The organism is Curtobacterium sp. MCBA15_001 (assembly GCF_001864835.1).
Taxonomy (GTDB): Bacteria; Actinomycetota; Actinomycetes; order Actinomycetales; family Microbacteriaceae; genus Curtobacterium.
Genome location: NZ_MJGI01000025.1, coordinates 435,184 through 457,833 on the forward strand (window position 1 = coordinate 435,184; position 22,650 = coordinate 457,833).

General features: G+C 69.3%; 22 protein-coding genes. 8 read left to right on the plus strand and 14 right to left on the minus strand.

From position 1 onward, the window contains the following. Positions 1-60: 60 nt before the first annotated feature. A complete protein-coding gene (gene trpD / locus BIU90_RS13955; protein WP_071300784.1) occupies positions 61-1,119 on the minus strand; it encodes an anthranilate phosphoribosyltransferase in 1,059 nt (352 codons plus the stop codon). Between the two features lie 71 nt (positions 1,120-1,190). Here trpD and BIU90_RS13960 point away from each other — a divergent pair, with 71 nt between their 5' ends. From BIU90_RS13960 to BIU90_RS13980, 5 genes are all read left to right on the plus strand, one after another. After that, on the plus strand, positions 1,191-1,829 hold the full coding sequence (locus BIU90_RS13960; protein WP_071300785.1) for a heme-copper oxidase subunit III: 639 nt from the start codon (positions 1,191-1,193) through the stop codon (positions 1,827-1,829). Between the two features lie 21 nt (positions 1,830-1,850). Beyond that, positions 1,851-2,660 (plus strand): cytochrome c, encoded by an 810-nt coding sequence (locus BIU90_RS13965; RefSeq protein WP_071300786.1) that lies wholly within the window; start codon positions 1,851-1,853, stop codon positions 2,658-2,660. A gap of 33 nt (positions 2,661-2,693) precedes the next feature. Next, positions 2,694-3,758 (plus strand): ubiquinol-cytochrome c reductase iron-sulfur subunit, encoded by a 1,065-nt coding sequence (locus BIU90_RS13970; RefSeq protein ID WP_071300787.1) that lies wholly within the window; start codon positions 2,694-2,696, stop codon positions 3,756-3,758. Continuing rightward, the gene (locus BIU90_RS13975; RefSeq protein WP_071300788.1) at positions 3,758-5,446 is read left to right on the plus strand and encodes a cytochrome bc complex cytochrome b subunit; all 1,689 of its coding nucleotides are present in this window, start codon (positions 3,758-3,760) and stop codon (positions 5,444-5,446) included. The genes BIU90_RS13970 and BIU90_RS13975 overlap by 1 nt, the downstream gene beginning before the upstream one ends. 232 nt (positions 5,447-5,678) lie before the next feature. Then, positions 5,679-6,638 carry a phosphodiesterase gene (locus tag BIU90_RS13980; protein ID WP_071300789.1) on the plus strand — a complete coding sequence of 320 codons (960 nt, stop codon included), beginning with the start codon at positions 5,679-5,681 and terminating at the stop codon, positions 6,636-6,638. A gap of 162 nt (positions 6,639-6,800) precedes the next feature. On the opposite strand, the gene BIU90_RS13985 is transcribed toward BIU90_RS13980, so the two are convergent. The 4 genes from BIU90_RS13985 to BIU90_RS14000 are packed head-to-tail and all read right to left on the minus strand — an operon-like array spanning position 6,801 to position 10,975. Then, positions 6,801-8,354, minus strand: coding sequence for a stealth conserved region 3 domain-containing protein (locus BIU90_RS13985; RefSeq protein ID WP_071300790.1), 1,554 nt, complete (start codon positions 8,352-8,354; stop codon positions 6,801-6,803). A gap of 49 nt (positions 8,355-8,403) precedes the next feature. Further along, entirely contained in the window at positions 8,404-8,859 is a 456-nt protein-coding gene (locus tag BIU90_RS13990) for a DUF6804 family protein (protein ID WP_175470221.1), read from the minus strand. After that, on the minus strand, positions 8,859-9,446 hold the full coding sequence (locus BIU90_RS13995) for a GDSL-type esterase/lipase family protein (RefSeq protein WP_071300791.1): 588 nt from the start codon (positions 9,444-9,446) through the stop codon (positions 8,859-8,861). Before BIU90_RS13995 ends, BIU90_RS13990 begins: the two co-directional genes overlap by 1 nt. Further along, entirely contained in the window at positions 9,443-10,975 is a 1,533-nt protein-coding gene (locus BIU90_RS14000) for an SDR family oxidoreductase (protein ID WP_071300792.1), read from the minus strand. The genes BIU90_RS13995 and BIU90_RS14000 overlap by 4 nt, the downstream gene beginning before the upstream one ends. A gap of 43 nt (positions 10,976-11,018) precedes the next feature. Between BIU90_RS14000 and deoC the strand changes: the two genes are divergently transcribed. From deoC to BIU90_RS14015, 3 genes are all read left to right on the plus strand, one after another. Then, on the plus strand, positions 11,019-11,750 hold the full coding sequence (gene deoC, locus BIU90_RS14005) for a deoxyribose-phosphate aldolase (RefSeq protein WP_071300793.1): 732 nt from the start codon (positions 11,019-11,021) through the stop codon (positions 11,748-11,750). Between the two features lie 110 nt (positions 11,751-11,860). Further along, a complete protein-coding gene (locus BIU90_RS14010; protein WP_071300794.1) occupies positions 11,861-12,808 on the plus strand; it encodes an ROK family protein in 948 nt (315 codons plus the stop codon). Between the two features lie 73 nt (positions 12,809-12,881). After that, entirely contained in the window at positions 12,882-13,427 is a 546-nt protein-coding gene (locus BIU90_RS14015) for a type IV toxin-antitoxin system AbiEi family antitoxin (protein ID WP_071300795.1), read from the plus strand. A 30-nt stretch (positions 13,428-13,457) separates the two neighbouring features. Here the strand turns inward: BIU90_RS14015 and BIU90_RS14020 are convergent, their stop codons facing one another. The 9 genes from BIU90_RS14020 to BIU90_RS14060 all read right to left on the minus strand — a co-directional run bounded on the left by BIU90_RS14020 (position 13,458) and on the right by BIU90_RS14060 (position 22,616). Beyond that, the gene (locus BIU90_RS14020) at positions 13,458-15,791 is read right to left on the minus strand and encodes a bifunctional (p)ppGpp synthetase/guanosine-3',5'-bis(diphosphate) 3'-pyrophosphohydrolase (protein ID WP_254787056.1); all 2,334 of its coding nucleotides are present in this window, start codon (positions 15,789-15,791) and stop codon (positions 13,458-13,460) included. Positions 15,792-15,860: 69 nt separating this feature from the next. Next, on the minus strand, positions 15,861-16,184 hold the full coding sequence (locus BIU90_RS14025) for a rhodanese-like domain-containing protein (protein WP_139195281.1): 324 nt from the start codon (positions 16,182-16,184) through the stop codon (positions 15,861-15,863). Between the two features lie 5 nt (positions 16,185-16,189). Beyond that, complete coding sequence (gene secF / locus BIU90_RS14030) at positions 16,190-17,188, minus strand: protein translocase subunit SecF (RefSeq protein ID WP_071300797.1); 999 nt, start codon at positions 17,186-17,188, stop codon at positions 16,190-16,192. Further along, positions 17,188-18,924: a protein translocase subunit SecD gene (gene secD / locus BIU90_RS14035; protein ID WP_071300798.1), complete on the minus strand. Its 1,737-nt coding sequence runs from the start codon at positions 18,922-18,924 to the stop codon at positions 17,188-17,190. Before secD ends, secF begins: the two co-directional genes overlap by 1 nt. A 95-nt stretch (positions 18,925-19,019) precedes the next feature. Further along, positions 19,020-19,430 (minus strand): preprotein translocase subunit YajC, encoded by a 411-nt coding sequence (gene yajC / locus BIU90_RS14040; protein ID WP_071300799.1) that lies wholly within the window; start codon positions 19,428-19,430, stop codon positions 19,020-19,022. A 94-nt stretch (positions 19,431-19,524) separates the two neighbouring features. Further along, on the minus strand, positions 19,525-20,565 hold the full coding sequence (ruvB, locus tag BIU90_RS14045; protein WP_071300800.1) for a Holliday junction branch migration DNA helicase RuvB: 1,041 nt from the start codon (positions 20,563-20,565) through the stop codon (positions 19,525-19,527). Then, the gene (gene ruvA / locus BIU90_RS14050) at positions 20,562-21,182 is read right to left on the minus strand and encodes a Holliday junction branch migration protein RuvA (RefSeq protein WP_071300801.1); all 621 of its coding nucleotides are present in this window, start codon (positions 21,180-21,182) and stop codon (positions 20,562-20,564) included. The genes ruvB and ruvA overlap by 4 nt, the downstream gene beginning before the upstream one ends. After that, positions 21,179-21,847, minus strand: coding sequence for a crossover junction endodeoxyribonuclease RuvC (gene ruvC, locus BIU90_RS14055; protein ID WP_071300802.1), 669 nt, complete (start codon positions 21,845-21,847; stop codon positions 21,179-21,181). The genes ruvA and ruvC overlap by 4 nt, the downstream gene beginning before the upstream one ends. Positions 21,848-21,851: 4 nt before the next feature. Then, positions 21,852-22,616 (minus strand): YebC/PmpR family DNA-binding transcriptional regulator, encoded by a 765-nt coding sequence (locus tag BIU90_RS14060; protein ID WP_071300803.1) that lies wholly within the window; start codon positions 22,614-22,616, stop codon positions 21,852-21,854. Positions 22,617-22,650 lie beyond the last annotated feature (34 nt).

Sequence of the window (22,650 nt, forward strand, 5' to 3'; positions counted from 1 at the left end):
CCGGGCCTCCTGTCCGTCTGCGTGCGGTGCGGTCAGCTCCGCGACGTGGAGGTGGGTCAGCTACGCGACGGCGGGTGCGGCGCCGACCCAGTCGGCGAGCTTGCGCTCGGCGGCACCGGAGTCGATCGCGTCCGCGGCGACCACGAGCTGCTCGCGGAAGCGCTGCAGGATCGGTCGGTCCCACTCGGACGGGTCCTGCGCGAGCCGGAAGGACACCAGACCAGCGGCGGCGTTCAGCAGCACGATGTCGCGGACCGGGCCGGTCTCCCCCGCCAGCACCCGACGGACGATGGCGGCGTTGTCGGCGGGTTCGCCGCCGAGCAGGTCCTCGGTCCGGGCGCGGGCGATGCCGAGGTCGCGGGGGTCGAGGTCGTGCTCGGTGACCCGTCCGCCGGTGACCTCCCAGATGTGGCTGTGGCCGGTGGTGGTCAGTTCGTCCAGCCCGTCGTCGCCGCGGAACACCAGCGCCGTCGCTCCGCGGGTCTGGAAGACGCCGGTGATGATCGGCACGAGCTCGAGCTGGGCGACACCGACGGCGTTGGCCTCGCAGCGGGCCGGGTTCACCAGCGGGCCGAGGAAGTTGAAGACGGTCGGGACGCCGATCTCACGACGCACCGGAGCGGCATGCGCGAAGCCCGGGTGGAAGGCGCTCGCGAAGGCGAAGGTCAGGCCGACGCGGTGGAAGGTGTCCGCAACACGCATTGCGTCCATCGACAGGTCGAGGCCGAGGGCGGCGAGCACGTCGCTCGAGCCGGACTTCGACGAGCTCGCGCGGTTGCCGTGCTTGACGACCGGCACCCCGGCGGCGGCGATCACGATCGCCGCCATCGTCGAGACGTTGACCGTGCCCACGACGTCGCCGCCGGTGCCCACGATGTCGAGCGCCATCGGGTCGACGTCCAGTGGGACGGCGGCATCGAGGATCGCATCGCGGAAGCCGACCACCTCGTCCACGGTCTCGCCCTTCGCCCGGAGCGCCACCGCGAAGGCCGCGATCTGCGCGGGCGTCGCCTGTCCGCGGACGATCTCCTCCATGGCCCATGTGGACTGCCTGATGGAGAGGTCCTCGCGCGCCATGAGGGCGCTGATGACGGCGGGCCAGGTCAGGAGGTCGGACATACCGACGATCGTAGTGTTTTCGAGCGACCCGCCAGTTGACTGGCAAAACACTGTCGGTGGTTTCGGCCATAATGGAACCTGTGACAAGCACCCCTCTCTCCAGACCAGCCAGCGGTACGGTCCTGAACAGGCCGAACCCCGTTGCCGTGGGGACGATCGTGTGGCTGGGCAGCGAAGTCATGTTCTTCGCCGGCCTGTTCGCGATCTACTTCACGCTGCGGAGCACTTCCCCCCAGCTGTGGGCGACCGAGACCGCCCACCTCGAAGTGCCGTTCGCCTCGGTCAACACCATCGTCCTGGTGCTGTCCAGCTTCGCCTGCCAGTTCGCCGTCTTCGCCGCCGAGCGGTTCCAGGTGCACCGCACCAGCTGGAAGCCGACCGACTGGGGCATGACGGAGTGGTTCTTCGTCACCTACTGCATGGGCGCACTGTTCGTCTGCGGCCAGATCTTCGAGTACGCCAACCTCTGGCACGAGGGCATCACGCTCCAGTCGAGTGCCTACGGCTCCGCGTTCTACTTCACCACCGGCTTCCACGGCCTGCACGTGACCGGCGGTCTGATCGCGTTCCTCCTCACCCTGGGCCGTGGCTTCGCCGCCAAGAACTTCGGTCACAAGGAAGCCACCACCGCCATCGTCGTGTCCTACTACTGGCACTTCGTCGACGTCGTGTGGATCGGCCTCTTCGCCGTCATTTACCTCGTCAAGTAGAGATCGGGCAGCACGCACAGCATGTTCACCAGGACCAAGAACAAGAAGGGCCGTCGCTCGCCGATGGCCACCGTGTCGCTCATCGTCGTCGGACTGATGACGACCGGCGGTGCCTACGCGCTCTTCAGCTCCTCGGCCAACGCCGACGACAGCGTCAGCACCGTCGCGGCCTCCAGCCAGTCGCAGGTCAACGAAGGCCAGAAGCTCTTCGCCTCGAACTGCGCCACCTGCCACGGCCTGTCCGCACAGGGCACCGGCGAGGGTCCGTCGCTCATCGGCGTCGGCGCTGCCTCGGTCGACTTCCAGGTGGGCACCGGCCGCATGCCGATGGCCGCCTCGGGCCCGCAGGCCGAAGAGAAGCCCTCGCAGTTCACGAACGACCAGGTCGACGCCCTCGCGGCGTACGTCGCCTCGCTCGGCCCCGGCCCGGCCGTGCCGTCCTCGTCCCTGACGAACGGGTCCGACGGTGACGCCGCCGAAGGTGCCGAGCTGTTCCGGATCAACTGCGCGATGTGCCACAACGTCGCCGGTGCGGGTGGCGCCCTGACCGAGGGCAAGTACGCGCCGAACCTGAAGAGCGTCTCCGGCAAGCACATCTACGAAGCGATGCTCACCGGCCCGCAGAACATGCCGGTGTTCAACGACCTGAACATCACGCCGCAGCAGAAGGCCGACATCATCACGTACCTCAAGTACGTGCAGGACAACGCCTCGCCCGGTGGCTTCGGCCTCGGTGCCATCGGTCCGGTGGCCGAGGGTCTGTTCATCTGGATCTTCGGGCTGGGCGCGGTCGTCGCGATGACCGTGTGGCTGACCGCGAAGCAGAACTGATCGTCCGTGTCGCACGACACTGAAGGGAACACCATGGCAGAGCACGACGACGAGGCAGTGACCTCGTCCTCGGCTGTCGAGAAGCACGACTCGACGGTGCCGGTCGGCATCGCGGTCCTGCCCGCGGAACCGTTCGAGAACCCGGGCGAGCCGCCGCACCGCGCACGTCGCACCGACGTCGACCCGAAGAAGCAGCGTCTGGCCGAGCGCCAGGTCGCCACGTTCTTCTACCTGTCGATCGTCGGCAGCGTCCTGTCGATCGCGGCGTACATCGCCTTCCCGATCCGCTCCGACGACTTCGGCACGGTCCGCAGCGCCAACCTCTGGCTCGGCCTGTCCATCTCGCTCGCGCTGCTCGCGCTCGGCCTCGGTGCCGTCTACTGGTCGAAGACCCTGGTCAGTGACCGTGAGATCACCGAGATGCGGCACCCGACCCGTGGGTCCGAGGCGACCCGTGCCAAGGCGGTCGAGGCCTTCCAGCTCGCCGACAAGGAGTCCGGCTTCAGCCGTCGCAAGCTGATCCGCAACTCGATGATCGGCGCGCTCGTCGCCTTCCCGCTGCCCGGCATCGTGCTGGTGCGCGACCTGGCACCGGCTGCCGACCCGAACGAGCTGCTCCGCCACACCATGTGGGCCAAGGGCACGCGGCTCACCAAGGACCCGACGGGCCTGCCGATCAAGGCGTCTGACGTCACGATCGGGTCTGTCTTCCACGTCATCCCCGACGGGCTCCTGGACAAGGAGCACATGCTCGAGGAGAAGGCGAAGGCCGCGGTGCTGCTGATGCGCCTCGACCCGAAGGACCTCAACCCCTCGAAGGGTCGTGAGAACTGGGGGTACGACGGCATCGTCGCCTACTCCAAGATCTGCACCCACGTCGGTTGCCCGGTCGCGCTCTACGAGCAGCAGACGCACCACCTGCTGTGCCCCTGCCACCAGTCCACCTTCGACGTCTCGCACAACTGTGACGTCATCTTCGGCCCGGCGGCACGCCCCCTCCCCCAACTTCCGATCGCGATCGACGACGACGGCTACCTGGTTGCGCAGAGCGACTTCCACGAGCCGGTCGGGCCGTCCTTCTGGGAGCGTGAACGCTGATGACCAGCACCACCACCACGAACGCACCGACGACCAGCACCAAGCCGGCACCGGAGCGTGGATCCCGCATCATCGGCGGGGTCGCCAACTACATCGACGAGCGCACGAGCATCTCCGGCCTGGTGAAGGAGGTCGGTCGCAAGATCTTCCCCGACCACTGGAGCTTCATGCTCGGTGAGGTCGCGCTCTACTCCTTCGTCGTGATCCTGCTCTCGGGCACGTTCCTGACGTTCTTCTTCGGTGCCTCGATGACCGAGGTCGTCTACAACGGCTCGTACGTCCCGCTCAAGGGCGTCGAGATGTCGACGGCCCTGCAGTCGACGCTGAACATCTCGTTCGACATCCGTGGCGGGCTCTTCGTCCGGCAGATCCACCACTGGGCAGCCCTGCTGTTCGTGGCCTCGGTGATGCTGCACATGGCCCGCGTGTTCTTCACCGGCGCGTTCCGCAAGCCGCGTGAGCTCAACTGGGTCTTCGGCTTCGTGCTGTGGGTCCTGGCCATGGCCGAGGGCTTCACGGGCTACTCGCTCCCCGACGACCTGCTCTCCGGCAACGGTCTGCGCATCATCGTCGGCATGATCGAGGGCGTCCCGGTGATCGGCGTCTGGATCGGTTACATCCTGTTCGGCGGCGAGTTCCCCGGAACCGCCATCGTCGGCCGCCTCTACACGCTGCACATCCTGCTGCTGCCGGCGATCCTCGTCGCCGTGCTCGGTGTCCACCTCGTGCTCGTCGTGATCAACAAGCACACGCAGTACGCGGGTCCCGGCAAGACCAACGACAACGTCGTGGGCGTCCCGATCCTCCCGGCGTTCGCCGCGAAGGCCGGTGGCTTCTTCTTCATCGTCGCGGGCATCCTGGCCCTCATCGCGTCGCTGTTCACGATCAACCCGATCTGGAACTACGGCCCGTACGACCCCTCCCCGGTGTCCGCCGGTACGCAGCCCGACTGGTACATCGGCTTCGCTGACGGCGCGCTGCGTCTGGTGCCGCCGCACTGGGAGGTCGTCTGGTTCGGCTACACGGTGTCGTTCAACATCCTCGTGCCGATCGCGGTCCTCATGGGCCTCATCCTGGCGATGTTCGTCTACCCGTTCATCGAGGCCTGGGTCACCGGTGACAAGCGCGAGCACCACATCGCGGACCGTCCCCGCAACGCCCCGACCCGCACGGCGTTCGGCGCGGCCGGTGTCACGCTCTACGCCAGCCTCTGGGCAGCGGCGAGCTCGGACATCATCGCGACGCACTTCATGGTGTCGATCGACCACGTGATCCACGTCATCCAGGCCACGACCGTGCTCGGCCCGTTCGTCGCCTTCTGGATCGCGAAGCGTGTCTGCCTCGCGCTGCAGAAGAAGGACCGCGAGATCGTCCTGCACGGCTACGAGTCGGGCCGAATCGTGCGCCTGCCGCACGGTGAGTACATCGAGGTCCACGAGCAGCTCGACGAGTACGAGCGCTGGAAGCTCCTGCAGTTCGAGGAGTACAAGCCGCTCATGGTCCGCCCGAACGCCAAGGGGCAGATCACCTCGGTACAGAAGGTCCGCGCCGGCATGTCGCGCTTCTTCTTCGAGGACCGCATCGCGCCGGTCTCGAAGACCGAACTCGAGGCCGCGCACGCCGCGCACCACGGTCCGGACCTCGAGGGCAGCCACCAGGCCCCGCAGGTCGGAGCCGGGGGTAAGTAGCCCCTCTCGGCAAGAAGGTCACACTTCTCGGCAAGAACGACACAACCCCTCGTCCACTTCGTGGTCGGGGGGTTGTTTCGTTCGCCTCATTCTCAGAAATGCCGCTTCCGGTTCACCGTGGATTCACGAACACGTGTTGGACTGTCGGTGGACGGTGTGGCATCGTGTTGCACCGTGCACTCCCCCAGCGGGAGGTCCTCTGCCGAGGAACCACCAACGGAATGAGAACCCGATGGACGCCCGGACGGCCGAACACCCCAGGCCGAACCACTTCCTGCTCCACCTCAGCGACACCCACCTCATCGCGGGTGACGGCGAACTGTACGGAGCAGTCGACTCCGCTGCGCGTCTGACGCAGATCATCGCCGACATCGAGGCATCCGGGGCCCGCCCCGAGGCCATCGTCGTCACGGGCGACGTCGCGGACAAGGGCGAGCCCGGAGCGTACGCCCGCGTGCGGCAGATCATCGAGCCGGCTGCCCAGCGCATCGGCGCGCAGGTGATCTGGGCGATGGGCAACCACGACGAGCGCGGCGCCTTCCGCCAGGAGCTCTTCGGCCTGCAGCCCACCGACCGCCCGGTGGACTTCGTCTACGACGTGAACGGCCTTCGCGTCATCACCCTCGACACGAGCGTCCCCGGCGAGCACTACGGGGTGGTCTCCCCCGAGCAGCTCGACTGGCTCGCCGAGGTCCTGTCCGAGGCCGCGCCGCACGGTACCGTCCTCGCGATGCACCACCCGCCGGTGCCGAGCGTGCAGGACCTCACCGTCCTCGTGGAGCTCCGCGAGCAACAAGCCCTCGCCGAGGTCGTCGAGGGCTCGGACGTCCTGACGATCATCGCGGGACACCTGCACTACTCGACCAGCGCCGTGTTCGCGGGCGTGCCGGTGTCCGTCGCCAGCGCCACGTGCTACACGCAGGACCTCAACGAGTTCCAGCGCGGGACCCGCGGCCGCGACGGAGCCCAGTCGTTCAACCTGGTGCACGTGTACGGCCACAACGTGGTGCACTCCGTGGTGCCGATCGGCCAGTACAGCACCGTGGGCGAGCCGGTCTCCGCCGAGGAGACCGAAGCCCGTCTGGCCGCGGCCGGCGTCGTGATCCCGCCCGCGGTGGAGCCAGCCCCGGTCACGTCGAGCATCCCGGTGTTCACGCTGGACTCCGTCCCGGTCTCCCCCATCCACCGCTGAGCTGCCGCGTCGTCATCGCGAGAGCGACAGATCGCGGCCAGCGGGCGGCGTCTCCGTCGTGAAAGCGACACTTCCCCGCCGAAGTTCGGCGGGGAAGTGTCGCTTTCACGAACAGGAGGAACAGGAGCGCCAGCAGCGCGTCCGCGGCCAGCCGTCAGCGGGCTACGCCTCCGGGCGCTCCCACGGCGCGGGGAACGGGAAGTACCGGTCCAGGAAGCTCGTGACCGTCGTCGTGCGCTCGTCGTCGCTGACCTCGGGGAAGCTGCCGTCGTTCAGGCAGAAGAAGTCGGCGTTCCGCTTCTTGAGCAGGTCCTCGAGTTCGCGCAGCCCGCGGACCATCGTCGTGTCGATGTACCGCACCGGGGCGTTCTCCTGCACGATCGCCCGCCCGGTGAGCAGCGCGTAGTAGTGGTACAGCGAGTTCGTCACCGAGATGTTCTCGGCAGCCCGGAAGCGGGACGCCGCGGTGGCGCGGAACTCATCGGCGAACTCGTGCTCCATCTCGGTCATGATGCTCGAACGGAGCGGTGTCGGCGCGTGCTCCAGGTGCCGCGTGGTGACGGCACCGAAGCGCTGCTGCAGCAGGCGACGGTTCACCCGCGCCGAGTTCTCGAACCCGCTCCGGCGCGGGTTGTTCGAGCCGAGCCCGATCCGGGTCGTCGCGACGATGAACTTCGTCACCGAGCCCGGGCTGAAGAACACCGACGGGTCGACCTGGCGCCCGAAGAACATGTCGTCGTTCGAGTAGATGAAGTGCTCGCTGATACCGGGGATGTGGTGCAGCTGCGACTCGACGGCCTGCGAGTTGTGCGTGGGGAGCACCGACGGGTCGGCGAAGAACTCCTCGCTCCGGACGATGCGCACGCGCGGGTGCTCGGCGAGCCACTCCGGTGCGGGCGAGTCGGTGGCGATGTAGATCGTGCGGATCCACGGTGCGTACATGTGGACGGAGCGCAGCGCGTACTTGAGCTCGTTGATCTGCCGGAAGCGGGCCGGGGCGTCGTCACCCTCACCGAGCACGGCCGAGGACTGCGCTGCCTGACGGGCGCGCTGGTACTCGACCGCGTTGCCGTCGACCCACGAGAACACGATGTCGATCGGGAACCGGATGTCGGAGACGTGGTCGTCGAACATGTGCTCGACGGTCTGCCAGGTGCGGCCGTAGCGCTCGATGTCGACGAGCTCGAACTCCTCGATGGGCAGGCTGCGCCGCATCAGGGCGTTCTCGACGGGCGCCAGGACCTCGGTCTCGGTGACGCGCCAGAACTCGAGCTGCACGCTGGTCTCAGCGCCGTACCGCAGCCGCCCGAGGGGCTCGAGGCGCGGGCGGAAGACGCGGAGCACGGGCTGGTCCACGGAACCGAGACCGTCGTCGACGACGAGCACGGCGGGCTCCCCCGGCGGCTTGGCGTAGAAGGGCTCACCCACGGCGGCGTCCATCACGGCCGCCTCGGCACGCTGTCGGTCACGCTCGTCGAGCGCGATGACCGGACGCTGGTCGTTGCCGCGGATCAGCAGGTGGTCGACGTCACCGGCGGTGAGCGCGTCGTCGAGGAACAGCAGGTCCTCGATCATCGACTGCTGCGGCGTGAGGTGGCCGTTCAGCAGCGTGAGACGCCCCTTGCGGAGCACGACGTCGGAACGTTCGAGACCGCCGGAGGACGGTCGAGGGTTCAGCAGAGGACTCTCGGTCTCCGGCTCGGTCTCGTTGCTCATCCATGCCCGTCTGATCGTGTGGTCGGACCCTGCGTCCGACCCTGCGATCCTACCGGGAAGGGTCGCCCTCTGCCGATCGGGGCACCTTGACCGCGATCCCGATGACCACGAAGACCGCGGCCGCGATGATCTGCAGCGCCGCCCAGACCTGTCCGGGGATCGGCACGGTCACCAGCGGGTTCCAGCAGACGGCGATGGCGGCCGTCACGATCAGCGCCCACCACGTCCGGCCGCGCAGCGCGAAGACGAGCACGATGAGCGCGAGGACGGTGACACCCCAGCGGACCGCGACGAACGCAGGGTCGTCGAGCAGCGCGACGCAGGCCAGCAGGACGACGGCAGCCAGGAGCCCCGGCGCGAGCGCCGGACGGGTGAACGCCGGCGGCTGCTCGGCTCCCCCGGCCGGACGGGAGGCCCGGCGCGGTTCCGCCGCGCCGGTCCGGCCCGAGCCCGCACCGGACCGCAGGGACGACCCGACCTGGGGCCGTCCCTTCCGGCCGGCCATCAGGCCGAGGCCTCGTCCAGCTCGATCGCGGTGATGGGTCGGGACATCGGCGGCAGGCCGCGCAGGCGTTCGAGCGCCGGGACGAGCTCGTCGGTGTACGCGCGGTAGCCCGCGTCGGTGAGGTGCAACCCGTCCTCGGTGTACTGCTCGGCGAGGTGGTCGCCGTCGGCCAGTGCCGGCCAGACGTCGAGGTACTGGGCGTGGCACGTGGCCACGAACTGCCGCAGGTGGCGGTTCGCCTCCTCGATGCGCGGGGTGTACTCGGCCTGCCGCGGGAGGATCGACACGAGCAGCAGGCGCACGCCCGGCAGTTCGCGTCGGAGCGTGACGAGGATGGTCTCGACGTTCCGCACGACGTGCTCGGCGCTCTTGCGGTGGTTGCCGAAGTCGTTCGTGCCGACGAGCAGCACGATGACGTCGGGCGACTGCGCCACGACGGCGTCGAGCCGCTCGAGGACGCCGTCGGTCGTGTCGCCGCCGATCCCCTGGTTCACGGTGCGCTCCTCGGGGAGCCGCTCGTCCCAGGCTCCGCCTGCGGTGATGCTGTCCCCCAGGAACAGGACCAGTCCGCGTCCGTCGTCGCTCATGCTGCCTCCTCGTGCGCCGGTGCGCGGGACCCATTCTGCTGCGTGCTGTTGGCCTGCGTCGAGCCGGTCCGGTGTGCCTCGCGCTCGGCACGGGCCGTGATCCGTTCGACCATGCCGGGGAAGATCACCCCGTGGAAGGGCAGGATCCCGTACCAGTACAGGCGTCCGGCGAGCCCTTGCGGGAAGTAGATCGCCCGCTGGTGGTAGTCGCAGCCGCCGTCGTCGGACGGGGTCACGGTCATCTCGAGCCAGGCGCGTCCGGGTGACTTGAACTCAGCACGGAGGCGCAGGTAGTGGCCGCGGTCGAGTCGCTCGACGCGCCACCAGTCGAGGGCGTCCCCCTGCTCCAGGCGCTTCGGGTCGCGGCGTCCGCGGTTCAGCCCGACACCGCCGAGCACCTTGTCCATCCACCCGCGAGCGACCCAGGCGAGCGGGAACGAGTACCACCCGTTCTCGCCGCCGATGGACTCGACGACGCTCCACACGGCCTCGGGCGGCGCGGCACTGTGCCGGAGCCGGTCGTCGACGTAGACGGTGTGACCGGCCCAGTCCGGGTCGCTCGGCAGCGGGTCGGCCGGGGTCGTCGCGAGCGTCGCGCTCCGCCAGCTCGTGGTGACCTCGCCCTTGCGCATCTTCGTCAGCGCGAGGCGGACCGCACGGCGGTACCCGGTCAGCCCGCCCTCTGGCCGCGGCACGACGTCGTCGATGTCGTGCTCGCGCTGGACGCACTCGAACTGCAGCGACTCGATGATCGGCGTCGCCAGCTTGCGCGGGATCGGGGTGACCATGTTGAACCAGTGCGCGGCGAGCCCCGGGGTCATCACGGGCAGTGGTGAGATGGCCCGCTGCGGGAGCTTGGCCTCCACCGCGTAGCCGTTGAGCATCTGGCCGTACCGCAGCACGTCGGGCCCGCCGATGTCGAAGGTGCGGTTGACGTCCGCCGGGATGTCGAGCGCAGCGACCAGGTAGTACAGGACGTCCCGCACCGCGATCGGCTGGATGTGGTTCCGCACCCACCGCGGCGTGGGCATCCACGGCAGCACGTCGGTGACGTGGCGGATCATCTCGAACGAGGTGCTGCCGGAGCCGATCACCACGCCGGCCTGGTAGGCGATCGTCGGCACGCCGGAGGCCAGCAGGACGTCGCCCACCTCCTTCCGGCTGCGCAGGTGCTTCGACAGTTCGCCGTCGGGGTGCAGTCCGCCCAGGTAGACGAACCGTCGCACGCCGGCCGTCGTCGCCGCTGCGGACATCGTCTCGACGGCGTTCCGCTCGGCGGTCTCGAAGTCGCCGTCGGCACCCATCGCGTGCGCCAGGTAGTACACCGCCTCGATGCCGTCGACGGCACGGGCCACCGCCTCGGCGTCCTGGAGGTCGCCCTGGACCACGTCGACCTGGTCACGCCAGGGGACGTCGTCGAGCTTGGTGGGCGTGCGGACGAGCACCCGGACGGTGTGCCCGGCGTCGAGCAGCAGGGGGACGAGGCGACCGCCGATGTAGCCGGTGGCCCCGGTGACGAGGACGCGCATGCAGGGCACGGTACGCCGCACGGCTTGAGGGTAGGCTCGCCGGGTGGACAACGCAGCTCTCCCCGTCACCGCCGACGACGTCCGTCGGCTCATCGACCACGCGATCCTGAAGCCGGAGCTCACGCGCGCCGACGTCGACGCCCAGCTCGACGAAGCCGCCGCGCACCGCGTGTTCAGCGTGTGCGTCCGACCGAGCGACGTCGCGCACGCCGTCGAGCGCCTGCAGGGCACGGGCGTCGGGGTCGGGACGGTCATCGGCTTCCCGCACGGCACCACCTCGACCGCCGCCAAGGTCGCGGAGTCGCTGCAGGCCCTGGCCGACGGCGCGTTCGAGCTCGACATGGTCCAGAACATCGGCGCCGCCCGCTCCGGCGACTGGGAGCGCGTCGAGCAGGACGTCCGCGCGGTCGTCGACGCCGCGGGTGACACCGTCGTCAAGGTCATCCTCGAGACCGCGTTCCTGACCGACGACGAGATCGTCGCCGCCAGCCGTGCCGCGCAGTCCGCCGGCGCCGCGTTCGTCAAGACGTCGACCGGGTTCGCCGGCGGCGGTGCGACCGCCGAGCACATCGCCCTGATGCGCCGCACGGTCGGTGCCGACACCGGCGTGAAGGCCTCCGGCGGGGTCCGCGGCCTCGACACCCTGCTCGAGATGGTGCAGGCCGGCGCCGACCGCATCGGGACGAGTGCCTCCGCGCGGATCCTCGACGAGGTCGCACACCGCGCACGGACCGGGGCCGCCTCCGGCACCGGCGACGACACCTCGTCCTACTGACCTGACCCGGCCGGCCCCGGCCGTCCACCGCACCGAGCCGGTGCGCGCCTGACGCGACGTCCGCGTCCGGGACGCGCCCCGAGCCTCCAGACCGCCGCATCGGAGCGCGCATGTCGAACACCGGATCATCCTCCCTGGCCCTCGCCGTCGACCTCGGCGGCACGAAGGTCGAAGCCGCGCTGGTCACGGACCAGGGCGTGGTGCTGCCGGGCACGCGCTTCCGCAGCCCCACGGGACCGCAGCGCACGTCGGACGAGCTGCAGGCCGCCGTGGACCAGGCGGTGACCAGCGCGCTCGGCGCGATGCCCGAGGATGCCACGCTCGTCGGTGTGGGCATCGGGTCGGCCGGCCCCGTGGACGAGGAGCACGGGCTCGTCTCGCCCCTGAACATGCCGGTGTGGCGTGGGTACCCGCTCCGGGACCGCGTGGCCGCCCACGTGCCTGCCGGCACGCCCGTGACCCTACGCATGGACGGGTTGGCGATCACGCTCGCCGAGCACTGGCTCGGTGCCGCCCAGGGATCCGACCACGTGATGGGCATGATCGTCTCCACCGGCGTCGGCGGTGGCCTGATCCTGCACGGCCGGACCGTCAGCGGCCCGACCGGCAACGCCGGACACATCGGCCACGTCGAGTGCGGTGGGTTCGACGACCGATGCGCGTGCGGCGGCATCGGCTGCCTGGAGGCCGTGGCCAGTGGCCCGAAGACCGTCGCCTGGGCGAAACGGCAGGGGTTCACCGGCGAGACCGGCGAGGACCTGTCGGCCGCCTACGCGGGCGGCGACCCGATCGCGGTCGCCGCGATCCAGCGGAGCGGTCGTGCGCTCGGTCAGGCGATCGCCGCAGCGACCTCGCTGGTCGACCTCGAGGTCGTGGCGATCGGCGGCGGGTTCTCGCACGTCACGCCGGACCTGTTCGAGTACGCCCGCCAGGCCGTGGCCGAGCGCGCCGAGTTCGGCTTCGTGACGAAGGTGCGGATCGTCCCCACCGGCCTGTCCCAGGACGGACCACTGATCGGTGCCGCGGCGCTGGTGCACCGGGCACACGTCCTCCGCTGAGGACCGGATCTCCACAGTGCCCGATCTCCACAGCGCGCGTGACGTCGTGGGTCGGGTACGGCAGGATGACGGGGTGCGTTCCTCCCGGCTGCTGACCACGGACGACTGGCCCGAGCCGGAGCTGCGCAGCGCCGTCCTCGCCGGCGAACTCGTGCAGGTCGGTGCGTGCTGGGCGTCCGTCGCCGAGCCGCAGGACCCCGCCCTGCGTGCCGCGTCCTTCGCATGGAGTGCCGACGACCCGCGCGTCATCGCCGCGGTGCGCAGCGCTGCCTGGATCTGGGGCGCGTGTTCCCGCCCGCCGCTCCCCCACGAGGCCTGTGTGCCTGCCGGAGCACGCATCCGGCAGGACGGAGACGTGCGCGTTCGCGAGGTGGCGATCACCCCGGACGAGGTGGACCACCTCGACGGTGTCGCCGTGACCTCGCCCCTGCGCACGACGCTCGACCTGCTGCGCGTGCCAGGGCCGGACGCGTGGGCGGCGTGTGCTGAGGCCGTGTCCGGGATGCTCGTGGTCGGCGGGGTCACCGAGGACGCGCTGCGTGCGCACCTGGACCGCCTGGGGACCGTCCCGATGGTGCGGCAGGCGGAACGGCGCCTGGCCGCGGTCAGCCCGCGCTGACGCGGTCAGCCGGCGCTGACGCGGTCGGGGTCAGCCGGCGCTGACGCGGTACACGTCGTACACCGCGTCGATGCGGCGGACGGCGTTCAGGACGCGGTCCAGGTGGGTCGTGTCGCCCATCTCGAACACGAAGCGGGACAGGGCCAGCCGGTCGGACGAGGTCGACACGGTCGCGGACAGGATGTTCACGTGGTGGTCGGTGAGGACCCGCGTGACGTCGCTGAGGAGCCCGGAGCGGTCGAGCGCCTCGATCTGGATCTGCACGAGGAAGACCGACTTGGACGACGGTGCCCACTCGACCTCGATCATCCGGTCGGGCTCGTTCATCAGGGACTTGACGTTCGTGCACGAGGCCTGGTGCACGGAGACGCCCTGGCCGCGGGTGATGAACCCGACGATCTGGTCGCCGGGCACCGGCGTGCAGCACTTGGCGAGCTTGACCAGGATGTCCGGGGCGCCGCGCACGAGCACGCCGCTGTCGCTGTTCCGCAGCTGCCGACTCGTGACCTGTCGGGGGAACGCGAGCTCGGGTTCGTCGGTCTCGGTCTCGGTCTGGACGCCCGCCAGGACCTTCTCGATCACGGACTGGGTCGAGACGTGCCCCTCACCGATGGCGGCGTAGAGGGCGGAGACGTCCTCGTAGCGCATCGCCGACGCGACCTCGGAGATCGAGTCCTGGCTCATGATGCGCTGCAGCGGGAGGTTCTGCTTGCGCATGGCCCGGGCGATGGCGTCGCGGCCCTGCTCGATCGCCTCTTCGCGACGTTCCTTGGTGAACCACTGCTTGATCTTGTTGCGCGCACGCGGACTGCGGACGAAGGTCAGCCAGTCCTGGCTGGGTCCGGAGTCGGGGTTCTTCGACGTGAAGATCTCGACGACGTCACCGCTCGACAGCGCGCTCTCGAGGGGCACCAGGCGACCGTTCACCTTGGCGCCCATCGTGCGGTGCCCGATCTCGGTGTGCACGGCGTAGGCGAAGTCGACGGGCGTCGCACCCGCGGGCAGGCCGATGACCTTGCCCTGGGGCGTGAAGACGTAGGTCTCCTTCGCGCCGATCTCGTAGCGCAGCGAGTCGAGGAACTCCCCCGGGTCGCTGGTCTCCGCCTGCCAGTCGGTGATGTGGGCCAACCACGCCATGTCCTGGTCGGTCTGGCTCGACGAGTCGACGTCACGACCGGCGGCACGCTGCTTGTACTTCCAGTGCGCGGCGACACCGAACTCGGCCCGCTGGTGCATCTCGTGCGTGCGGATCTGGATCTCGACCGGGCGACCCTGCGGCCCGAGGACCGTCGTGTGCAGCGACTGGTACAGGTTGAACTTCGGGGTGGCGATGTAGTCCTTGAACCGGCCGGGTAGCGGTGTCCACCGGGCGTGCACGGAACCGAGCATCGCGTAGCAGTCGCGGACCGTCGGCACGAGCACCCGGATGCCGACCAGGTCGTAGATCTCGTCGAACTCACGTCCGCGCACGATCATCTTCTGGTAGATCGAGTAGTACTGCTTCGGGCGGCCCATGACGTCACCGCGGACCTTGGCGGCCTTGAGGTCCTTCTTCAGGGTGCCGATGACGTTCTGCACGAACTGCTCGCGCTTGGGCTGCCGTTCCTTGACGAGGCTGTCGATCTCGACGTAGAGCTTCGGGTGCAGGACCGCGAACGACAGGTCCTCGAGCTCGAGCTTGATCATCTGGATGCCGAGCCGGTGCGCGAGCGGCGCGTAGATCTCCAGCGTCTCCTTCGCCTTGCGCGTGGCGGAGGCCGACTCGACGAAGCCCCACGTCCGGGCGTTGTGCAGCCGGTCGGCGAGCTTGATGACCAGCACCCGGATGTCCTTCGACATCGCGATGACCATCTTGCGGACGGTCTCGGCCTGGGCACTGTCGCCGTACTTGACCTTGTCGAGCTTCGTCACACCGTCGACGAGCATCGCGATCTCGTCGCCGAAGTCCTGCCGGAGCTGGTCGAGCTGGTAGTCGGTGTCCTCGACCGTGTCGTGCAGCAACGCCGCAGCGATCGTGATCGTGCCGATCCCGAGGTCGGCGAGGATCTGCGCGACCGCGACCGGGTGCGTGATGTACGGCTCGCCGGACTTGCGCTTCTGCCCGTCGTGCGCGCGTTCGGCGACGGAGTAGGCCCGCTCGATGAGCGTGACGTCGGCCTTCGGGTGGTGCGAGCGGACGGTGCGGATCAGGGTGTCGACGGCACCGGCCGGCTGGGCACGGGAGAAGAGCCGCGGGAGCAGGGAACGGAGCGAACCGAGGTTGCCCGTGGTGTTCGGACCGAGCGGACTCGTGGGCAGGGACGGCGAACCGGGGCGGCTCGGGACCGAGTCGTCCTGCTTCGCTGACTCACGGATGTCCGTCATGCTGCGCCTCCAGGGACCTGATCCGACAACACTACGCGCGTCGGGTCAGTGCTCGTGACCGCGTTCGCCTTAGGCGTCGGGGCTGCCGGTGCGGACCACGGGACCGCCCTGGGCTTCCCAGGCGACCATACCGCCGGCGAGGCTGACCGCGGGGACGCCCTGCTGCTCGAGCGCCTGGACGGCACGTGCCGACCGCATCCCGGAGTGGCAGACCACGATCGCGGGCTGGTCGTCGGGTGCGATCTCCGTCCAGCGGTCCGCGAACTCGGACAGTGGTAGCAGGATGGCCTGGGGAGCGTGGACCTCGTCCCACTCCGTCTGCTCGCGGACGTCGTACAGCCGTGCGCCGGCAGCGATGCGGGCCAGGGCCTGGTCGGTCGTGATCTCCTCCACGGTGATCAGACCTCGGCCGGGGTCTCGACCGCGGCGCGCTTGGCCGCGGCGGCCTGCTTCTTGCTGTCCGCCTGCTTGATCTTCGGCTCGTTCTCCCGCAGGTGGGCGTACATCGGCGACGCGATGAAGATCGTCGAGTAGGTGCCGACGATGATGCCGATGAACAGCGCGAGCGAGATGTCGCGGAGCGTGCCGGCGCCGAGCACGTACGACCCGATGAAGAGGATCGCCGCGACGGGCAGCAGGGCGACGACCGAGGTGTTGATCGACCGCACGAGGGTCTGGTTCACCGCGAGGTTGACCGACTGCACGAAGGTCCGGTGGGACTCCTGCGCCGTGTTCTCGCGCACCTTGTCGAACACCACGACGGTGTCGTACAGCGAGTACCCGAGGATCGTCAAGAAGCCGATGACCGCGGCCGGCGTGACCTCGAGCCCGACGATGCCGTAGACCCCGGCCGTGATGAGCAGGTCGTGGAGCAATGCGGCCATGGCGGACAGCGACATCTTCCAGGTGCGGAAGTAGAGCGCCATGAACACGGCGGCCAGCGCCAGGAAGATCACGAGCCCGCGCACCGCCTGGGCGAGCACGTCGGCACCCCAGGTCGCACCGATGAACGTCGAGGCGACCTCGGAGTCGTTCACGTTGTAGGCGTCAGCGAGGGCGCCCTGCACCTTTGTGGTCTGGGCGTCGGTGAGCTGCCCGGTCTGCACGCGGATGCCGTGCTGGCCGAGCTGCGAGACACGCGGGATCTCGTCGGGGACGATCTTCTCGACGGTGTTCGTCGCGAGGTTCTGGTCGGTGTTCTTGACGTCCGAGATCGTGAACTCGGAGCCGCCCGTGAACTCGATGCCGAGCTGGTAGCCGCCACGGAGCCACGGCACCGCGAGCGAGATGACGATCGCCGCGAGGGCGATGACGTACCACAGGCGGCGGCGTCCGACGATGTCGTACGACCGCTTGCCCGTGTAGAGGTCGTTCCCGAACTGGCTGAAGCTCGCCATCAGCTGTCCTTCCCGTTCGGCGTCTCGCCGTTGCCGGCCTTGCGCTCGGCGATGGTCTGTCGACGCTGTGCCTCACCGGCACTGCGCTGGCGCTTGCCGTCCACCACGGGGGCGCGGAACTGCGCCCGTCCGCGGTAGACCGCGCCGAGGGCGGTCGGGTCGAGCCCGGAGAAGTGGTGCCCCTCGTTGAAGAAGCGACGGCGCGAGATGAGCTGCAGCATCGGGTGGGTGAAGAGGATCACGACCACGATGTCGATGAGCGTCGTGAGCAACAGCGTGAACGCGAAGCCCTTCACGTCGCTGACCGCGAGGATGTACAGCACGATCGCCGCGAGGAAGTTGATCGAGTCGGACGCGATGATCGTGCGGAACGCGCGACGCCACCCGGACTCGACGGCACCCTCGAGGGCCCGCCCGTCGCGGAGTTCGTCGCGGATGCGTTCGAAGTACACGATGAACGAGTCCGCTGTGATGCCGATCGCGACGATCAACCCCGCCACACCGGCCAACGACAGGCGGTAGTCGACGCGCCACGACATGATCGCGATCACCAGGTAGGTCAGCGCCGCGGCGACGCCGAGCGAGAGCACCGTGACGAAGGCCAGGGCGCGGTACTGGACGATCGAGTAGATGATCACCAGGATCAGGCCGATCAGACCAGCGACGAGACCGCCGACGAGCTGCGCGGTGCCGAGCGTGGCGGAGATGTTCTCGTTCGACTGCACCTTGAAGTTGATCGGCAGCGCGCCGTACTTCAGCTGGTCGGCCAGGGTCTTGGCGGACTCGGCGGTGAACGACCCGCTGATCTGGGCCTTGCCGTTCGTGATGGCACTGTTCGTCGTCGGCGCCGTGATCACGTTGCCGTCGAGCACGATCGCGAACTGGTTCTGCGGCTGCTGCAGCTTGACCAGACGGTTCGTCACCGTGCTGAAGTCCTTGGTGCCCGCGCCGTTGAACGTCAGGTTGACGGCCCACTCGCCGGTCGTGGTGCCCTGCGACGAGGTCGCGAGGCCCGAGGTGGCGTTGCTGATGTCCGCGCCCGAGACCTCGACGGGACCGAGGATGAACTTCGAGGTGCCGTCCTGGTCACAGGTGACCAGGGGCTGGTCGTCGGGCGCGGCCGTGACGTCGTCCGGCGCCTTGCAGTTGTAGTTCGTGTACAGGTCCTGCAACCGGGGCGACGCCCAGTTGAGGTCGCTCGCGTTCGTCGGCTTCGCGGTCGGGGATGCCGGCAGCGACGCGGGAGGCGAGTACGGCGTCGGGGACGCGGTGGAGCCCGACTTCCCGCCGACGGCCGTGTCGGTGGCGGCTTCCGTGTAGAGCACGGGGCGGAACGTGAGCTTCGCCGCGGCTTCGATCCGGGAGATCGTCTGCTGGTCGGGCTTGCCCGGGATCGACACCACGATGTTGTTCGCACCCTGGGTGTTGATCTCGGACTCCGAGACGCCGGTGGCGTCGATGCGCTGACGGATGATGTCCACCGCCTGCTTGAGCTGCTCCGAGGTGACGGAGTCACCACTCGTGCTCTGCGCGGCGAGCGTCAGCTGCGTGCCGCCCTGCAGGTCCAGCGCCAGTTCGGGGACCCAGCTGGCCCCGGCGAACCACTTGCCCGTGGTGTCCTTGGTGGTGCTGGCGAGGATCGAGGCCGCCGTGTTCAGGCCGGCCAGGATCGCCATGATGATCACCAACCAGGTGAGCGAGCGCAGCGCTTTCTTGACGGGGGTCGGTCGTGCCACCGGTCGTCTCGTCTTTCTGTCAGATCTGTCGGCGCGCACGCCGGCGGAAGCGGTGTCACCGCCGGGTCACGGTCGTGTCCCGGCGGCCCGGTGGATCAGTCTTCGGTCGTGCGCTTCCCGCGGTCGACGTCGTCGGTCCGCTCGCCGTAGATCGGCTCACCGTTGAGTTCGGTGACCGGGGCGTCCTTGTGCAGGTCGAGCGGCTTGGACTCGTCCTCGGGCGTCGCGGTGGTCTCGATGTCCGATGCGGTCTCGTCCACGACGCGCGAGAGCGTCTGACGGTGCACGGTGACGACGGTGCCGGGAGCGATCTCGACGTCGGCGGTGACCTTCTCGTCGTCGACCGACAGGAGCGTGCCGTACAGACCGAACGACAGCATGACGCGGGCACCCGGCACCATCTTGGTGGCGAGCTCGCCCTGCTGCTTCTTGCGCTTGCGGCTGTTGTAGAACATGAAGGCCGCGAACGCCACGACGATGACGATGAGGATGACTTCTTGACCCATGATTGCGATGCCTTCTCTGGTATTTCGGTTTCGGGCCGTAGCAGTCTAGGGCACGTGGCTGGGGCAGACGCTGCAGCCGGGGCAGGTGGTCAGGTCAGTCCGGTGCTTCGTCGTCGAAGAGCCCGGGTTGCGGGCCCGATCCGGCGCCCGGCGTGAGGCCGAGGTGTCGCCAGGCAGCCGGTGTGGCGATGCGCCCGCGCGGCGTCCGGGTGACCAGGCCGATCCGGACCAGGAAGGGTTCGACCACGGACTCGATGGTCTCGGCTTCTTCGCCGACCGAGACCGCGAGCGTGTTCAGCCCGACCGGTCCCCCGTCGAAGCGGGTCAGCATCGTCTCGAGCACCGCGCGGTCCAGGCGGTCGAGGCCGTACTCGTCCACGTCGTACAGCTCGAGCGCGCCCTGCACCGCGGCCATGCCGTCCCGCGTGCCGTGCACGAGCGCGTAGTCACGGACGCGCCGCAGCAGGCGGTTGGCGATGCGGGGCGTGCCGCGGGAGCGTCCGGCGATCTCGCGGAGGGCGAAGCGGTCGAAGTCGAGGTCGAGCAGGTGCGCCGCGCGGATGAGGACCTGTTCGAGCTCGTCGCGCTCGTAGAACTCGAGGTGGGCCGTGAACCCGAAGCGGTCGCGCAGCGGGTTGGGCAGCAGCCCGGCGCGGGTCGTCGCGCCGACGAGCGTGAACGGCGCCAGGTCGAGTGGGATGCTCGTCGCGCCGGCGCCCTTGCCGACCATGACGTCGATGCGGAAGTCCTCCATCGCCAGGTAGAGCATCTCTTCGGCCGAGCGCGCCATGCGGTGGATCTCGTCGATGAACAGGACCTCGCCCGGCATGAGCGACGACAGCACGGCGGCGAGGTCACCCGCGTGCTGGATCGCCGGTCCGCTCGACATGCGCAGCGGTCGGCTCGACTCGTGCGCGACGATCATCGCCAGCGTGGTCTTGCCGAGCCCGGGCGGTCCGGCCATCAGGATGTGGTCGGGCGTCCGGTCCTGCATCGCCGCCGCCTTGAGCAGCAGGTCGAGCTGGCCACGGACCTTGCGCTGCCCGACGAACTCGGCCAGGGACTTCGGACGGAGGGCGCCCTCGAACGCGAGTTCCTCGGACGACTGCGCGTCGGCAGCGGTGATGCCGCTCACCGGCCGGCTCCGGTCGGACGCAGCGCGCCGAGCGCGGCACGGAGCAACGCCTGCGTCCCCATGGCCGCGACACCGGGCTCGTTCGCGATGGTGTCGTCGACGGCACTGCGAGCCGCTTCCTCACGCCAGCCGAGGCCGATGAGCGCGGTGACCACGTCTTCGGAGGCCGGGTGCGCGGTGGTGGCGCGGGCGCCCGGGACCGTGGTCGGCGTCTCGAACGCGGCGAGCTTGCCGGACAGCGCGACGATGATGAGCTTGGCGGTCTTCGGCCCGATGCCGGACACCTTGCGGAAGGCGGCGTCGTCGTCGTGCGCGACGGCGTTCGCGATCTGCGCGGGGTCCATCGCGCCGAGCACCCCGAGCGCGGACTTCGGGCCGACGCCGGAGACGCTGCGCAGCAGGTCGAACACGCGCAGCGCGTCGGTGGACTCGAAGCCGAAGAGCAGGTGCTCGTCTTCGCGCACGATCATCGCCGTGCGGACGAACACCTCGGTTCCGTGGCGCATGGTCAGGGCGTGCGCGGGTGTGACCGTCACCAGGTAGCCGACGCCACCGACCTCGATCACGACGGACGAGCCCGCGATGTCGATGCAGGTGCCCCGGAGACTCGCGATCATGCTCCGAGCCTACGGGCACCCGCCGACGGGCCGGACGCGCCGCGCTGGGCTCGGGGGGCGTGTGCTGCGGCCGCGGCCGCGCGTGCCAGCGGCGACGCTGCGCTGCGTCCACCGGTGCCGGCCTGCGCGTCCCGCCACGCGCGTTGCGCCGGCGTCAGCACCGCGGAGCTCACGCCGACCGCGTCGGGTGCACCGAGCCTCCAGGCGTGGCACACGGCCAGCGCGAGGGCGTCGGCGGCGTCGGCCGGCTTCGGGGCCTCGGCCAGGCCGAGCACCCGAGCGATCATCGCCTGGACCTGCTTCTTGTCCGCGTTGCCGTACCCGGTCACCGCGGCCTTGACCTCGGACGGGGTGTGCAGCCCGACCGGGATCCCGCGCGACGCTGCTGCGTGCAACGCGAGTCCCGCTGCCTGCGCGGTGCCCATCACGGTGCGGACGTTCGCCTGCGCGAAGACCCGCTCGACCGCGACGGCGTCCGGCCGGTGTTCCTCGATCTGCTCGCCGATGCCGCTGGCGATGAGGACCAGACGCTGTTCGAGCGGCATCTCCGCCGGGGTCCGGACGACCGTGACGTGCACCAGCCGGGCGCGGCGGTCCGGCGTGACCTCGACCACGCCGACACCGCACCGGGTCAGCCCGGGGTCGACCCCGAGCACACGGAGCACCTGCCTAGTCCTCGTCCTCGTCGAGCTCGGCCTGGACGTCGGCGGGGATGTCGAAGTTCGCGTAGATGTTCTGCACGTCGTCCGAGTCTTCGAGCGCGTCGATCAGCTTGAACACCTTGCGCGCGGTCTCGGCGTCGACCGGGACCTTGAGGCCGGGCACGAACTCGGCGTCCGCGGAGTCGTAGTCGATGCCGGCTTCCTGCAGGGCGACACGCGCTGCGACCAGGTCGGACGCGTCGGTGATGATCTCGAAGCCGCCGCCCTGGTCGATGACGTCTTCGACACCGGCGTCGAGGACCGCGGTCATGACGTCGTCCTCGGACAGGCCGTCGACCTTGGTCACCGAGATGACGCCCTTGCGCGCGAAGTTGTAGGCGACGCTGCCCGGGTCGGCCATCGTGCCGCCGTTCCGCGACATCAGGGTGCGGACCTCGGCAGCAGCGCGGTTCTTGTTGTCGGTGAGGCACTCGATGAGCATCGCCACGCCGTTGGCCGCGTAGCCCTCGTACATGATCGTCGTGTACTCGATCGACTCACCGGTCAGGCCGGCACCGCGCTTGACGGCACGGTCGATGTTGTCGTTCGGCACCGAGGTCTTCTTGGCCTTCTGGATGGCGTCGACCAGGGTCGGGTTGCCCGACAGGTCGGCGCCGCCCATCTTGGCGGCGACCTCGATGTTCTTGATGAGCTTGGCGAACGACTTGGCACGGCGGCCGTCGATGACGGCCTTCTTGTGCTTGGTCGTCGCCCACTTGGAATGCCCGGACACGGTTCTCCTTGCGTCTTGCGGAAAGTCGGCCTCA

Excerpts from the sequence above, each read along its gene's own strand:
- trpD (WP_071300784.1), bottom strand. The coding sequence starts at position 1,119 with ATGTCCGACCTCCTGACCTGGCCCGCCGTCATCAGCGCCCTCATGGCG.
- BIU90_RS13960 (WP_071300785.1), top strand. The coding sequence starts at position 1,191 with ATGGAACCTGTGACAAGCACCCCTCTCTCCAGACCAGCCAGCGGTACG.
- BIU90_RS13965 (WP_071300786.1), top strand. The coding sequence starts at position 1,851 with ATGTTCACCAGGACCAAGAACAAGAAGGGCCGTCGCTCGCCGATGGCC.
- BIU90_RS13970 (WP_071300787.1), top strand. The coding sequence starts at position 2,694 with ATGGCAGAGCACGACGACGAGGCAGTGACCTCGTCCTCGGCTGTCGAG.
- BIU90_RS13975 (WP_071300788.1), top strand. The coding sequence starts at position 3,758 with ATGACCAGCACCACCACCACGAACGCACCGACGACCAGCACCAAGCCG.
- BIU90_RS13980 (WP_071300789.1), top strand. The coding sequence starts at position 5,679 with ATGGACGCCCGGACGGCCGAACACCCCAGGCCGAACCACTTCCTGCTC.
- BIU90_RS13985 (WP_071300790.1), bottom strand. The coding sequence starts at position 8,354 with ATGAGCAACGAGACCGAGCCGGAGACCGAGAGTCCTCTGCTGAACCCT.
- BIU90_RS13990 (WP_175470221.1), bottom strand. The coding sequence starts at position 8,859 with ATGGCCGGCCGGAAGGGACGGCCCCAGGTCGGGTCGTCCCTGCGGTCC.
- BIU90_RS13995 (WP_071300791.1), bottom strand. The coding sequence starts at position 9,446 with ATGAGCGACGACGGACGCGGACTGGTCCTGTTCCTGGGGGACAGCATC.
- BIU90_RS14000 (WP_071300792.1), bottom strand. The coding sequence starts at position 10,975 with ATGCGCGTCCTCGTCACCGGGGCCACCGGCTACATCGGCGGTCGCCTC.
- BIU90_RS14010 (WP_071300794.1), top strand. The coding sequence starts at position 11,861 with ATGTCGAACACCGGATCATCCTCCCTGGCCCTCGCCGTCGACCTCGGC.
- BIU90_RS14020 (WP_254787056.1), bottom strand. The coding sequence starts at position 15,791 with ATGACGGACATCCGTGAGTCAGCGAAGCAGGACGACTCGGTCCCGAGC.
- secF (WP_071300797.1), bottom strand. The coding sequence starts at position 17,188 with ATGGCGAGCTTCAGCCAGTTCGGGAACGACCTCTACACGGGCAAGCGG.
- yajC (WP_071300799.1), bottom strand. The coding sequence starts at position 19,430 with ATGGGTCAAGAAGTCATCCTCATCGTCATCGTCGTGGCGTTCGCGGCC.
- ruvA (WP_071300801.1), bottom strand. The coding sequence starts at position 21,182 with ATGATCGCGAGTCTCCGGGGCACCTGCATCGACATCGCGGGCTCGTCC.